The organism is Paracoccus sp. PAR01, from assembly GCF_014851995.1.
Taxonomy (GTDB): Bacteria; Pseudomonadota; Alphaproteobacteria; order Rhodobacterales; family Rhodobacteraceae; genus Paracoccus; species Paracoccus litorisediminis.
In genome coordinates this window covers 71,006-84,572 of the sequence record NZ_JACVAW010000010.1, presented here as the reverse complement: position 1 = coordinate 84,572, position 13,567 = coordinate 71,006, and the positions used below count along the sequence as shown (strand labels likewise).

At 64.9% G+C, this 13,567-nt stretch carries 11 protein-coding genes; 5 read left to right on the top strand and 6 right to left on the bottom strand.

Annotated elements, in window-relative coordinates:
• Positions 1-24: 24 nt before the first annotated feature.
• Entirely contained in the window at positions 25-1,107 is a 1,083-nt protein-coding gene (locus IB235_RS15735) for a PA0069 family radical SAM protein (protein WP_192337477.1), read from the top strand.
• Here IB235_RS15735 and bmt read toward each other — a convergent pair.
• Both bmt and trpS read right to left on the bottom strand, forming a co-directional pair.
• On the bottom strand, positions 1,104-2,060 hold the full coding sequence (gene bmt, locus IB235_RS15730) for a betaine--homocysteine S-methyltransferase (RefSeq protein WP_192337476.1): 957 nt from the start codon (positions 2,058-2,060) through the stop codon (positions 1,104-1,106). The genes IB235_RS15735 and bmt overlap by 4 nt on opposite strands.
• Before the next feature lie 70 nt (positions 2,061-2,130).
• Positions 2,131-3,150, bottom strand: a complete 1,020-nt coding sequence (trpS, locus tag IB235_RS15725) for a tryptophan--tRNA ligase (protein ID WP_155040889.1) — start codon at positions 3,148-3,150, stop codon at positions 2,131-2,133.
• 86 nt (positions 3,151-3,236) lie between these two features.
• Between trpS and IB235_RS15720 the strand changes: the two genes are divergently transcribed.
• Positions 3,237-3,950: a rhomboid family intramembrane serine protease gene (locus IB235_RS15720; RefSeq protein WP_155040890.1), complete on the top strand. Its 714-nt coding sequence runs from the start codon at positions 3,237-3,239 to the stop codon at positions 3,948-3,950.
• Here the strand turns inward: IB235_RS15720 and murJ are convergent.
• The 3 genes from murJ to IB235_RS15705 all read right to left on the bottom strand — a co-directional run bounded on the left by murJ (position 3,941) and on the right by IB235_RS15705 (position 9,522).
• Positions 3,941-5,485, bottom strand: a complete 1,545-nt coding sequence (gene murJ / locus IB235_RS15715; RefSeq protein ID WP_192337475.1) for a murein biosynthesis integral membrane protein MurJ — start codon at positions 5,483-5,485, stop codon at positions 3,941-3,943. The two genes, IB235_RS15720 and murJ, sit on opposite strands and share 10 nt — an antisense overlap.
• 24 nt (positions 5,486-5,509) lie before the next feature.
• A complete protein-coding gene (locus IB235_RS15710; RefSeq protein WP_370576909.1) occupies positions 5,510-8,257 on the bottom strand; it encodes a [protein-PII] uridylyltransferase in 2,748 nt (915 codons plus the stop codon).
• A gap of 65 nt (positions 8,258-8,322) precedes the next feature.
• Positions 8,323-9,522, bottom strand: a complete 1,200-nt coding sequence (locus tag IB235_RS15705) for a penicillin-binding protein activator (protein WP_155040893.1) — start codon at positions 9,520-9,522, stop codon at positions 8,323-8,325.
• Positions 9,523-9,635: 113 nt separating this feature from the next.
• Here IB235_RS15705 and rsmI point away from each other — a divergent pair, with 113 nt between their 5' ends.
• From rsmI to gshB, 3 genes are all read left to right on the top strand, one after another.
• Entirely contained in the window at positions 9,636-10,547 is a 912-nt protein-coding gene (rsmI, locus tag IB235_RS15700) for a 16S rRNA (cytidine(1402)-2'-O)-methyltransferase (protein WP_192337474.1), read from the top strand.
• The gene (locus tag IB235_RS15695) at positions 10,540-10,935 is read left to right on the top strand and encodes a YraN family protein (protein ID WP_192337473.1); all 396 of its coding nucleotides are present in this window, start codon (positions 10,540-10,542) and stop codon (positions 10,933-10,935) included. The genes rsmI and IB235_RS15695 overlap by 8 nt, the downstream gene beginning before the upstream one ends.
• Positions 10,936-11,003: 68 nt before the next feature.
• Positions 11,004-11,954 (top strand): glutathione synthase, encoded by a 951-nt coding sequence (gene gshB / locus IB235_RS15690; RefSeq protein ID WP_192337472.1) that lies wholly within the window; start codon positions 11,004-11,006, stop codon positions 11,952-11,954.
• On the opposite strand, the gene IB235_RS15685 is transcribed toward gshB, so the two are convergent.
• Complete coding sequence (locus IB235_RS15685; protein WP_192337518.1) at positions 11,955-13,469, bottom strand: YifB family Mg chelatase-like AAA ATPase; 1,515 nt, start codon at positions 13,467-13,469, stop codon at positions 11,955-11,957.
• Positions 13,470-13,567: the final 98 nt, after the last annotated feature.

Sequence of the window (13,567 nt, the reverse complement as noted above, 5' to 3'; positions counted from 1 at the left end):
TTGCTTGCGGCGTATTCTGACCGCATGACCCTGCCGCCGCGAAACCCTGATGAAATCCTGCGCGCCCGTGGGGCGGATACCCGCCCGGCTGGCCGATTCGAGCCATATCAGCAGGAACGCGAACATGACGGCTGGGATATCCCCGAGGAGCAGGCGTTGTTGCGAACCGAGGTCACCCAGGAACGCGCGCGTTCGATCATCGCGCGCAATGCCTCGCCCGACATTCCCTTCGACCGCTCGGTCAATCCCTATCGGGGATGCGAGCATGGTTGCATCTATTGCTTTGCCCGACCCAGCCACGCCTATCTGGGTCTGTCGCCGGGATTGGATTTCGAAACCAAGCTGACCGCCAAGCCCAATGCGCCCGAATTGCTGGCGGCCGAGATCGGGCGGCGCGGCTATGCGGTCGCGCCCATCGCCTTCGGGACGAATACCGACCCCTATCAGCCGCTTGAGGCCAAGATGGGAATCATGCGCGGCTGTATTGAGGTTCTGTCGGCGTGGAACCACCCGATGAGCCTGGTGACGCGGGGGGCGACGGTGCTGCGCGATGTGGCGTTGCTGGGGAACATGGCGGCACGGCGGCTGGTCAGCACAGGCGTTTCGATCACGACACTGGACGCGGATCTGGCCCGTCAGATGGAGCCCCGCGCCCCCGCGCCTGCCACCCGGCTGCGGATGATCGAGGCCTTGGCCCGCGCGGGTGTGCCGGTGCGGGTCATTACCGCGCCGATGATCCCGGTCCTGAACGAACATGAGATGGAGCGTATCATGCAGGCGGCCCGCGACGCCGGGGCACATGCGGCCAGCATGATCCCGATCCGCCTGCCGCTTGAGGTGGCACCCCTGTTTCGCGATTGGCTGGAGCGTCACCATCCGGGCAAGGCTGCGCATGTCATGGCGCGCATTCAGGCCATGCGCGGCGGGCGTGACAATGATCCACGCTTTGGCGCGCGGATGCGCGGTGAAGGAGTCGAGGCCGAGTTGCTGCGCCAGCGCTTCCGCCTCGCCCGTCGAAGGCTGGGGCTGGACAGCCCGCAGCCGGTGCTGGATTGCAGCCTGTTCGGGCCACCGCCGCGCGCGGGCGATCAACTGTCGCTGTTTTAATTCCCGGCCATCGCGCCCGAGATGCGGGACGAGATCACCTCGCGCGTCGGGCGCGCACCGGGCTGGCGCTGCTCCAGCGCGTCCCGCATGGCAGCCAGATGTTCGGGCGTGGTCCCACAGCAGCCGCCGATGATCCTGACGCCCATGTCGCGCGCCAGCACCGCGAATTCGGCCATGACCTCGGGCGTGCCGTCATAGATCAGCCCGCCGTCCTGAAAGCGAGGAACCCCGGCATTGGGCTTGGCGATCAGCGGGCGTTCCGATCCGGCTGCCGAAAAACCGGACATTGCCAGCAGCAGCTCTGCCGGACCCGTGCCGCAATTCGCGCCATAGGCGACGGGCGGATAGGGCAGGCGTTCGACCAGCGTCGCCAATTGCGGCGGGCTGACGCCCATGATGCTGCGCCCGCCCGGCTCAAAGCTCATCATGCCGCACCATGGCAGGCCGGTCGTCTGCGCGGCCTTGGCGGCGGCACGCATTTCTTCGACCGCACTGACGGTCTCGATCCATAGAATGTCGACGCCGCCATCCTTCAGGGCCTCGGCCTGTTCGGTGAACAGGCGCGTGGCCTCGGCCTCGGTCAGGCGGCCGACGGGGGCCATGATCTCGCCGGTCGGGCCGATCGAACCCGCGACGATGACATCGCGGTCGGATTCCGCCACCGCCTCGCGCGCTAAGCGCGCCGCGGCATGGTTGATCGCGGCGACGCGGGTTCCTGCGCCCGACAGACGCAAGCGGCTGGCATTGGCACCGAAGCTGTTGGTCAGGATCAGATCCGCTCCCGCTGCGATCATCTGGCGATGCAATTCACGCACCCGCTCGGGATGGGTGTCGCACCACAGATCGGGGGCGTCTCCGGGCTGAAGGCCCATATTGTAAAGATTGGTTCCGGTCGCGCCATCGGCCAGAAGCCAAGGCCGCGCGCCAAGCAACCGGGACAGGATGTCCGTCATCTGAATATCCGTTCTCGCACGGGATGAGCCTAGCACATCCCGCGCGGAAAGGGCTGATTTTTCCGTCGCTTCAGCGCGAACGGATCATGCCCATGATTTCCTTGGTCCGCTCGACGATGGGCTGGGCGATGGCCGCCGCCTGATCCGCGCCACGGCCCATGATGCGGTCGATTTCCGCAGGATCGGCCATGTACTGGGTCATCTTGGCGGTGATCGGGGCCAGCACCTCGACCGCGACTTCGGCCAAAGCGGGTTTGAAGGCACCAAAGCCCTGACCCTCGAAACGCGCCAGCACCTGATCCGCAGTTTCACCCGAAAGTGCGGCATAGATGTTCACGAGGTTGCGGGCCTCGGCGCGGTCCTTCAGACCTTCCATGTTACCCGGCAGCGGCTCGGCATCGGTGCGGGCCTTGCGGATCTTCTGCGCGATGGCATCGGCATCGTCGGTCAGGTTGATGCGGGTCGCGTCCGAAGGGTCGGATTTCGACATCTTCTTGGACCCATCGCGCAGCGACATGACGCGGGTGGCGGTGCCTTCGATCAGCGGATTGGTGATCGGGAAGAAATCGACGCCGTAATCATGGTTGAACTTGGCAGCGATGTCGCGGGTCAGTTCCAGATGCTGCTTCTGGTCCTCACCGACCGGCACTTCGGTCGCGTGATAGGCCAGAATGTCCGCCGCCATCAGCGACGGGTAGGCCAGCAGCCCAAGACTGGAATTTTCCGAGTTCTTGCCCGCCTTGTCCTTGAACTGGGTCATCCGGTACATCCAGCCGACGCGGGCGACGGTGTTGAACAGCCATGCCAGCTCCGCATGCTGGGCAACCTGGCTTTGGTTGAACAGGATCGAAACCTCGGGATCGACGCCGGATGCCAGAAACGCCGCCGCGACCTCACGGGTGTTGTGACGCAGTTTCTCGGGGTCTTGCCAGACGGTGATCGCATGCAGGTCCACGACGCAATAGATCGTCTCGGCGCCCTTGCCCTGATATTCGGCGAAGCGTTTCAGCGCGCCAAGGTAATTGCCCAGCGTCAGCCCGCCCGAGGGCTGGATGCCGGAGAAGATGCGCGGAGCGAAGCTCGTGGTCATGGCACTACCTGCTTGGAAATTTCCGAAGGCTGGCTTACCCCTTGACCGGTCCGGGCGCAACCGCCCGAGCAAGCATGAGGATGACGATGCGACCCGGTTACGACGAATCCCCGCTGAACCCTGTTCCCGCCGTGGTCTGGGCACTGGTCCTGCCGATGATCGCCTGCGAGGCGGTGTTCGGACTGGCGCAACTGGGCCTGACCGGGGGCGGCGCGCCGGGGGCGGGCATCGCCATGCGCCAGATCGCGGTCGAGCGCACTGCCTATATCCCCGAAATGGTGCTGCAACTGTGGCAGATGGGGGTGTTCATGCTGGATCAAAGCTGGCGCATCCTGACCTATTCCTTTGTCCATCTGTCGCTGATGAGTGCGGTCTTCACGATCGTCTTCTGTCTGGCGCTGGGGAACCTAGTCGCTAATCAGTTCCGGACATGGGCCGTTCTGGCGCTCTTCTTTGGCTCGGCCATTGGCGGGGCGCTCATCTACACGCTGGTCGCGGGGCTTTTGCCGCAGTTCCGCTTTCAGCCGCTGATCGGCGGCTATCCGGCGGTCTACGGTCTGGTCGGGGCCTTTACCTTCCTGCTGTGGACGCGGCTCGGGCAGGAAAACGCCAACCGGATGCGGGCGTTTTCGCTGATCGGCATGCTTCTGGCGTTCCAGCTGGTCTTTGGCATCATCTTTCAGGATGGCAACAAGACCTGGATCGCCGAGGTCGCGGGCTTTGCGACCGGGTTCCTGATGTCCTTCGTGCTGATCCCGGGCGGGGTCGCCCGGGTCATGCGCCAGATCCGTCAGCGCTGACGGCGAAAGCCTGCCTTCAGGTCCGAAGGACGGAAGGCCCCCAGCAGGATCGCGGCGATACCATAAGCCGCGACACCTGCGCCAACCAACGCCAGCAGTGCCAGATAGCGCGTGCCGGGCTGGTACAGCGTGTCACCAAGCGCCGCCAGCGTCGCCCAGATCGCCACGCCCATGACCGCCGACGCGCCGATGATGCGGGGCAGACGGTGCTTGAGCCGCTCGTCCAGTTCGGCGGCCTCGCCATAGGCGCGGGTGCCACGCCATAGCTGTGCGGCCATGGTCCAACCGGCGATGGTCGTGCCCCAGGCGGCGGCGGAAAAGCCGATGAAGGGCGCAAGGCCAAGCGCGATCACCGCATTGACCACCATCGACCAGATCGCAAAGCGGAACGGGCTGCGGGTATCCTCGCGCGCGAAATACAGCGGTTGCAGCACCTTTTGCAGCACGAAGGCAGGCAGGCCAAGGCCGTAGATCGCCAATGCGAGCGCGGTCGGGCCGACATCGGCCTCAAGGAAGGCGCCGCGTTTGAACAGGACCGAGATCAGCGGATAGGCCGCCATCACCAGCGCCACGGCGGCGGGCACGGTCAGGAACAGCGCGAATTCCGCGGCGCGGTTATAGGCATGCCGACCGCCGCCCGTATCGCCCGCCTTCAGCCGCCGCGAAATGTCGGGCAGCAGCACGATGCCGATGGCGATGCCGACGACACCCAGAGGCAATTGATACAGCCGGTCGGCATTGGTCAGCCATGCAATGGCCCCGTCATAGAATGACCCGACCTGACGTCCGACCAGCAGGTTGATCTGGACAACCCCGCCAGCCAGCACGGCAGGGGCGGCAACTGCCAACAGGCGACGCATGTCGGGCGAGAGCCTTGGGCGGCGCAGGCGCAGCGGAAAGCCCATGCGTTTGGCCGCCCACCAGACGCAGTACAGCTGAGCAATGCCCGAAACCGGCGTGGACCAGGCCATGGCCTTGCCCATGTCCCAGCCGTTCCAGTCGGCCAGCAGCATTGCGGCGATCAGGATGAAGTTCATCAGCACCGGCGCGGCAGCGGCGGCAATGAAGCGCCCGCCCGCGTTCAACAGCCCCGACAGCAGCGCCGTCAGCGAGATGAACAGGATATAGGGGAAACATATCCGGCCATAGACGACCGCCAGATCGAAACGCTCATCGCCCTTGAAGCCTGCCGCCATCGCCAGCACCAGCCATGGCATTGCCAGATGCGCGATGACCGAGACGACCAGCACGACGCTGAACAGGCCGGAAAAGGCCTCTTCGGCAAAGCCGCGCGGGTTGTCGCCGGCTTCCAGCCGTTTTGCAAACATCGGCACGAAGGCCGTATTGAAGGCCCCTTCGGCAAAGAAGCGGCGGAACATGTTGGGCAGGGTGAAGGCCACCAGATAGGCCTGCGCCACCGGCCCGGTGCCCAGATAGGCGGCGATCATCACGTCGCGGACAAAGCCCACCACGCGGCTTGCCAATGTCCATGCCCCGACCGAAAGAAAGCCGCGGATTAGTCTGATCGGTTGCATCTGTTCTTTCCGTGATCCCGGAACCTAGAACGAGCCGCCAAGGCTTCGTTCCGCCTTTTCGGCGCGCTCGGTTCCGTCCTTGATCGCCTGTTGTAGTTTCTTGCTGAGCGACTCGCGCTTTTGCGGCTGGTGCAGCTTTAGCCCGAACATGTCCTTGACGTAGAACGTGTCCACCACCTGCGCCCCAAAGGTCGCGATCACCGCGCTGGCAATCTGGATATGGTTTTCCGCCAAGGTCCGGGTCAGGTCGTAAAGCAGACCGGGCCGGTCGCGGGTATCGACCTCGATCACCGTGTAGACGTCCGACGCCTCGTTGTCGAAGGTGATATGGGTCGGGAAGCGGAAGGCGCTGTCGCGTTTCTTGGGCTTGTCGCGCCCGGCCAAGACCTCGCGCGGGACCACCTCGCCGGCAAGCGTCCGCTCGATCATCTTGCGCAGGCGTGGCAGCCGGTCCGAGGCATAGGGGTGTCCGTCGCTGTCCTGCATCCAGAACACCGCCGTCGCGAAGCCGTCCTTGGTCGTGTAGGTCCGTGCATCGACGATATTCGCACCGACCAGCGCGATCGCCCCGGCAAGGCGAGAGAAGATCCCCGGATGGTCGGCCAGAACAAAGGCCGCGCGGGTCGCGTCACGGTCGATATCGGGATGCAGGTCTATGCGGATTTCGTCATCGCCCAGACCGCGCAGCAGGTCGGCAAAGACATACTGCGTCTCGGTCGGAAGGCTGGGCCAGTAGTTTTCGTAATGCCTGCCCAACTCGCCCTTGATCTCGCGCGGCTCCCAGTCGCGGGCGGTCAGCAGATGCCGCAGCGAGCGTTTCGCCTCGCCGATGCGGCGGTCGCGGTTCAGTTCCTCAAGGCCGTTCTTCAGCGCCCTTTCGGTCTCGGCATGCAGCTTGCGCAGCAGCACGGCCTTCCAGTTGTTCCAGGTGCCGGGACCGACGCCGCGAATATCGCAGACGGTCAGCACGGTCAGCAGGTCCAGCCGGGTTCGCGTTTTGACCAGCTTGGCAAAGTCGCGCAGCGTCCGCGGGTCGGAAATGTCGCGCTTCTGCGCCACGTCCGACATCAGCAGGTGGTTGCGGATCAGCCATTCGATGGTCTCGGTCTCATCGGGTTCCAGCCCGAAGCGGGTGCAGACCCGCCGTGCCAGCCTTGCCCCAAGGATCGAGTGATCCTCGGTCCGTCCCTTGCCGATGTCATGCAGGAAAACCGCCAGATAGATCACCCGGCGGTTGGGCTTGGCCGACATGATCTTGCTGACCGTGGGCAGGTCCGCGATTTCCTCGCCGCGTTCGATCGCCGAAAGGGCGGCGACGCATTGGATCAGATGCTCATCCACCGTGTAATGGTGATAGACGTTGAACTGCATCATCGCCACGACCGGGGCAAATTCCGGGATGAAGGCGGCCAGCACCCCCAGCTCGTTCATCCGCCGCAGCGAGCGTTCCGGGTTGCCGTGCTTCAGCAGCAGGTCAAGAAAGATGCGCACCGCCTCGGGGTCCTGGCGCACATGGTCGTCGATCAGGTTCAGGTTGGCCGCAACCGCGCGCATGGCGTCGGGATGCAGCAGCACGCCGGTGCGCAGCGCTTCCTCGAATAGCCGCAGGATATTCAGCGGATCGGCCAGGAACTGCTTTTCATTGGCATAGTTCAACCGGCCGCGATCCATCACGAAGCCCGGCTTGAAGCGTTTGCGGCGGTTGAAGAAACCGTTGAGCAGCGGCGCCTTGTACAGGTGCCGTGCCTCCAGCGCGACAAGGAAGACGCGGGTCAACTCGCCCACGCGGGTGGCATGGGTGAAATATTCCTGCATGAAGATCTCGACCGCGCGGCGACCGCCCTGATCGCGATAGCCCATGGCCTTGGCGACCTCGACCTGCATGTCGAAGGTCAGCTGGTCGCTGGGCCGACCCGCGATCAGATGCAGGTGGCAGCGCACCGCCCACAAGAAATCCTCGGCCTGCCAGAAGGTCAGGTGTTCCTCACGCGTGAAGAAACCCAGATCGACCAGCTCGACCGCCCGGTCGACGCGGTGGATGTATTTCGCGATCCAGTAGAGCGTTTGCAGGTCGCGCAAGCCGCCCTTGCCCTCTTTGACATTGGGCTCAAGGACATAGCGTTGCCCGCCCTGACGGCGGTGGCGTTCCGAGCGTTCGGCAAGCTTTGCCTCGATGAATTCGGGGACGGTATTGTCGAAAAGCTCGGCCCACAGCCGGTCGCGCAGGGTTTCGGCAGTGGTGGCGTAGCCGCAGACCAGCCGGTGCTCCAGCAGACTGGTGCGGATGGTAATGTCACCCGCGCCCAGCCGCAGGCAATCGTCGATCGAGCGGGTGGATTGCCCGATCTTCAGCTTCAGGTCCCACAGCATGTAAAGCATGGATTCGACCACGCTTTCCGACCATGCGCTGACCTTCCACGGGGTCAGGAACAGCAAATCCACATCTGATTGCGGCGCCATCTCGGCCCGGCCATAGCCGCCGATGGCCAGCACGGCCAGACGCTCGGCATCGGTGGGATTGGTCTGCGGGTGCAGGATCGTCGTCGCGACATGATGGATCGCAACCACCGTCGCATCGGTCAGGCTGGCAATGGCGCGCACTGTTTCCCGCGCGGCGCGGGGATGGGACTGAAAGCCCACGACAATATCGGCCAGCGCACTGGCCCGCGCCTGCGACAGGATCGCGACAGTTCTGGCGCGGATCTCGCGCGGGCCATCAAGGTCCTGCAACTGCGTTGTCAGATAGGGCAGAAAGATTTCGGGCGAGAACAGCGAATGTGCTCCGGGCAGGGCCGGAGCACTTTGCGGCAGTTTTTCGGCGCTGGCGTCGTTCAAGTTCAGAACCCGATCCCACCAAAGCTGCTGGGCGCGGCGTCAAGGACCTCGACCCGGCCATTACGGACCGTGGCCACCGACAGCGCGCGTTCGTTGGTGCCGTCGCGGCGCAGACGGAAGGCACCCGTGATGCCCTGGAAGCCCGAGTTCTGGGTCAGCCCGGCGGTGGTCAGCGCATTGCGCTTGCCTGCGCGGGCAAGGGCGGCAATGGCGGCAACGCCGTCATAGCCCAGCGAGCCCAGTTCATGCGGTGCCTCGCCATAGGCGGCGCGGTAGCGCTGGTCGAACTGGCCCTTCAGACGGTGATCGGGCAGGGCGAACCAGCCACCCTGAACGCCCCGCAGCGACAGGCGCGAGGCAGGCTGATCCCAGCGGGTCAGGCCCATCATCTGCACCGAGGCCGAGGTAATGCCCGCATCGGCCAGCCGGTCGGTCAGATAGGGCAGAACCGCGCCTTGGTTCGCGGTCAGGAAGACCGCGTCGACATTGCCGGATTCGGCGGCCTGACGGATGTTCGGCACGACCTGATCGATGCTTTCCTGCGACAGCGCATGCGTGGCGACGCCCGCGACCGTGCCGCGGTTGCGCTGGATCGCCGCCTGAATGGCACGCGAGCCGACCTGACCGGCGGCGTCATCCTCGGCCACGACCAGAATGCGGCGCTTGCCGTTCCGCACCGCGAATTTTGCCAGTCGGTCGGCGGTATTGGCGAATGTGGTGCCCAGAACAAAGACATTGCCCCCGGCGATGTCCGAATTGTTCGAGAAGGACAGGACGTTGATGCCGCGCGGGGCCATGGCCAGACCCACCGCATTGGCGCTGTCGGCGAAAAGCGGGCCAAGGATGATCTTGGCACCCTCATCCGCGGCCTTGTTGGCCATGGCAACGGCGGTCCCGGGGTCGCCGCCCGAGTTGTAGACGCGCAGGTCGATCGTCGCGCCCTGCGCATCGGCGGCTGCCATCTTGGCCGAATTGGTCAGCGAGCGCGCCAGCCAGTCCAGATCCGCGCCGCCGCCGCTGGGCACCAGCAAGGCGACCGGAACGGGCTGCGAGGGATCGATGGTCGGGCCGGTCGACGGGCCGGAGCGGGCGGTCTCGATCGGTTCGCAGGCGGCAAGGAATACGGCCGAGGCGATGGCGGCGAGACGGGCGAGCGGACTGCGCAGGCTGAAGCTGCCGCGGCTCGTGGACGTGACGGTCATGGCATGATTCCCTGTTCTGCGGGCTGGGGGTCTTAACCTGCACAGGTTATTGTCATATCGGGAAGTTGGCAACGTGCCGGAACACCGGCAGAACCAATCGGAAAGGGTTGACCATGAACGAGAACGGGCAGGGGGCCGGAACTCCGGCACGCGCGATTTCACTGACCGTATCCGACCGGGCACCCGAGCCGGGACTGCATCTGGTCGCCACACCCATCGGATCGGCCCGCGATATCACGTTGCGGGCGCTGGACGTGTTGAACACGGCCGATGTTCTGGCGGCCGAGGACACGCGAAACCTGCGCCATTTGCTGGATATCCACGGCATCCAGCTGCGCGGCCGACGGATGATCGCCTATCACGACCACAATGCCGACCGCGCGCGGCCCGCGATCCTGCAGGCGCTCGAAAACGGGTTGTCGGTGGCTTATTCGTCTGACGCTGGCACGCCTTTGGTAGCCGATCCGGGCTACCGCCTGGCCCGTGATGTGGCCGAGGCGGGATATACCGTCCGCGCGCTGCCCGGCCCTTCGGCGGCTTTGGCCGCGCTTTCGGTGTCGGGGCTGCCCAGCGACCGTTTTCTGTTCGTGGGCTTTCCCCCAGCGACTGCGGCCGCCCGCCGGAAATGGATCGAAAGCTGGGCCGGGATCGAGGCCACGGTCATCACCTTTGAAAGCCCGAGGCGCGTTAGGCAATTGTTGGAGAATTTGTGCGAGATTGAGGCGAATCGGGCCACGGTGATCTGCCGCGAGCTGACCAAGAAATTCGAGGAAGTCATGCGCGGAACCGCCGCGGAACTGCTGGAACGCATCCCCGACGAGGGGTTGAAAGGCGAGGTCGTGGTGCTGTTCGGGCATCCCGAAATCAAGGTCGCGACCGAATCCGACCTGCGCGCCGCCCTGTCTGCGCTGCTGGATGACATGCCGGTCAAGGAAGCGGCGGGACAGGTCGCAGCGCGTTTCGGGCAACCTCGCCGCGAGGTCTATGCACTGGCGTTGGAGTTGAAGAGAGAGCGCGATGGCTAAGACGGGCGTCAACGTCCCGCAATCGCGGCGGGCCAAGGGCGAAACCGCCTATGCGTCAGGCCGGATGGGCGAGGATTCCGTCTGCCGCGACTACCTGAGCCGGGGATATGCGCTGATCGAAACCCGCTGGCGCGGCCCTTCGGGAGAGATCGACCTGATCCTGCGCCGCGACGATGAATTCGTTTTTGTCGAGGTCAAGGCCGCCGCTGCCCATGCGGTGGCAGCCCAACGCATCGATCACCGCCAGATCGACAGGATTTGCCGGGCCGCGTTGGAGTTCTGTGCGGGACTGGCCTCGGGCATGCAAACGCCGATGCGTTTCGATGCGGCGCTGGTCGATCAGGTCGGGCGTGTCGAGATCATCGAGAACGCATTCGCGATGGACTAAGGGCGGGCGCTTGCAAAGCGGACGCGGTCAGGCGAAAACTCCGGCTGAACTGTGCCGGAGCTGATTGCATGAACCTTTACGTCGCCCTCCAGATGGACCCGATCGAACATGTCTCGATCGCGGGGGACAGCACCTTCCGGCTGGGGCTTGAGGCCGAAGCGCGCGGCCACCGGCTTTTCCAGTATACCGCCGACAAGCTGAGCTATGTCGAGGGACGCGTGATCGCCAAAGGGCGTCCGGTGACCTTGCGGCGCGAGCAGGGCAACCATGTCACCTTCGGCGATTGGGCCGAGGTCGATCTGGAAGAATTCGACGTGGTCTGGCTGCGTCAGGACCCGCCCTTTGACATGGGCTACATCACCAATACCCACTTGCTTGAGCGTGTTCATCCGAACCCGCTGGTCGTGAACGATCCGTTCTGGGTCCGCAACTGCCCGGAAAAACTGCTGGTTCTGGACTTCCCGGACCTGACCCCGCCGACGCTGATCACCCGTGATCTGGAGCAGATCCGATCCTTCCGCGCCCGGCATGGCGACATCATCGTGAAGCCGCTTTACGGCAATGGCGGCGCGGGGATCTTTCACCTGCGACCGAACGATCCGAACCTTTCGTCGCTGGTCGAGACCTTCTCGGGTCTCAACCGCGAACCGATCATCGTGCAGAAATTCCTGCCCGCCGTGGTCAAGGGCGACAAGCGCATCATTCTTGTCGATGGCGAGCCTGTCGGTGCGATCAACCGCGTTCCTGCCGCCGGTGAGGCGCGCTCGAACATGCATGTCGGCGGTCGCCCGGAAAAAATCGGCCTGACCGAGCGCGAGCATGAAATCTGCGCAATCATCGGCCCGGTCCTGCGCGAAAAGGGCCTGATCTTCACCGGCATCGACGTGATCGACGGCTGGCTGACCGAGATCAACGTGACCTCGCCCACCGGCATTCAGGAGCTTGAGCGTTTCGACGGCATCAATGCAGCTGCATTGATCTGGGACGCAATCGAGGGACGCTTGGCCGCGCGCGGCTGATCAGTCCGGGCTGCCGAAAACCAGCCGGAAGGACAGCGCCTCGGCCAGATGCGGTGCGCGTATCTCGGCTGAGGCATCCAGATCGGCGATGGTCCGTGCCACCCGCAGGATGCGATGATAGCCGCGTGGCGTCATCCCGAACCGCGCGGCAGCGCGTGAAAACAGATCGCGGCATTCGGCATCGAGTGGCGCGATTTCCTCAAGCAACCGGCCCGATGCGTCGGCATTGACCCGGGCCTTGGGATCGGTGGCGAAGCGCTGGTTTTGCAGCACCCGGGCGGCGGCGACACGTGCGCCGACCTGAGCCGAGCTTTCGCCCTTTCCCGGCATCTGGATTTCCTCAAGCGTGATCTGCGGCACCTCCATCCGCATGTCGAAGCGGTCCATCATCGGGCCCGATATCCTTGCCATGTAATCGCCCCCACAGACCGGCGCGCGCGCGCAGGCTTGCGCTGGATCGGCCAGATAACCGCAACGACAGGGATTAGCCGCCGCCACCAGCAGGAAGCGCGCCGGGTAGCGGATATGGGCATTGGCGCGCGAGACATGGATTTCCCCGGTTTCAATCGGTTCGCGCAGCGCGTCGATCACCCGGCGCTCGAATTCGGGCAGTTCATCCATGAACAGCACGCCGTTATGGGCCAGACTGACCTGTCCCGGCCCAGCCTGCCTGCCGCCGCCCACGATCGCCGCCATCGAGGCGGTATGATGGGGCTGACAGAACGGTGCCTCACGCGAGATGCTGCCGTTCTTCAGCAGCCCTGCGACCGAGTGGACCACCGAGGTTTCCAACGCCTCTTGTGGGGTCAAGGGTGGCAGGATGCCGGGAATGCGGCGGGCCAGCATGGTTTTGGTCGCGCCGGGAGGTCCCACCATCAGCAGGTGGTGGCGTCCGGCTGCGGCGATCTCAATGGCGCGGCGGGCGCGTTCTTGGCCCTTGACCTCGGACAGGTCATCGAAAATCTCGCGGTCATGCGCTTCTCCCGGCGCGGCGCGGGGCAGGGGCGCGCGGTCGGTCAGATGATCCACCGCGTCCCGCAGGGTGCGTGGGGCAAAGACCGGAACCGCGCCGACCCATGCGGCCTCGCCACCGCAGGCGCGAGGGACCATCAGGGTCCGATCGGCCTCGGCGGCGGCCATGGCGGCGGGCAGCGCGCCGGTCACCGGGGCCAAACGCCCGTCCAGCCCCAGTTCGCCCAGCGACAACAGCCCGTCCAGCGCCTCGACCGGGACGATTTCCAACGCCGCCAGAACGGCCAGCGCGATGGGCAGGTCGAAATGCGAACCCTCTTTGGGCAGGTTGGCGGGGGACATGTTCACCGTCACCCTGCGCGAGGGCATGGCGATCGACAGCGCGGCAAAGGCTGCCCGCACCCTTTCGCGGGCCTCGCTGACCGATTTGTCCGGCAGACCGACGATGCCAAATCCCGGCATTCCCGGCGAGACCGAGCATTGCACCTCGACCGGTCGTGCCTCGACCCCTTCGAAGGCCACCGTATGCGCAATCGCGACCATGCCCGTCCCCGAAACCTTCACCGCCATTCGGGGTTAACCCAACGTGTTTAACCAAAGGTTAATCCGGCAGGATTCCTTGCCGCGAGGGGCCATTCGCC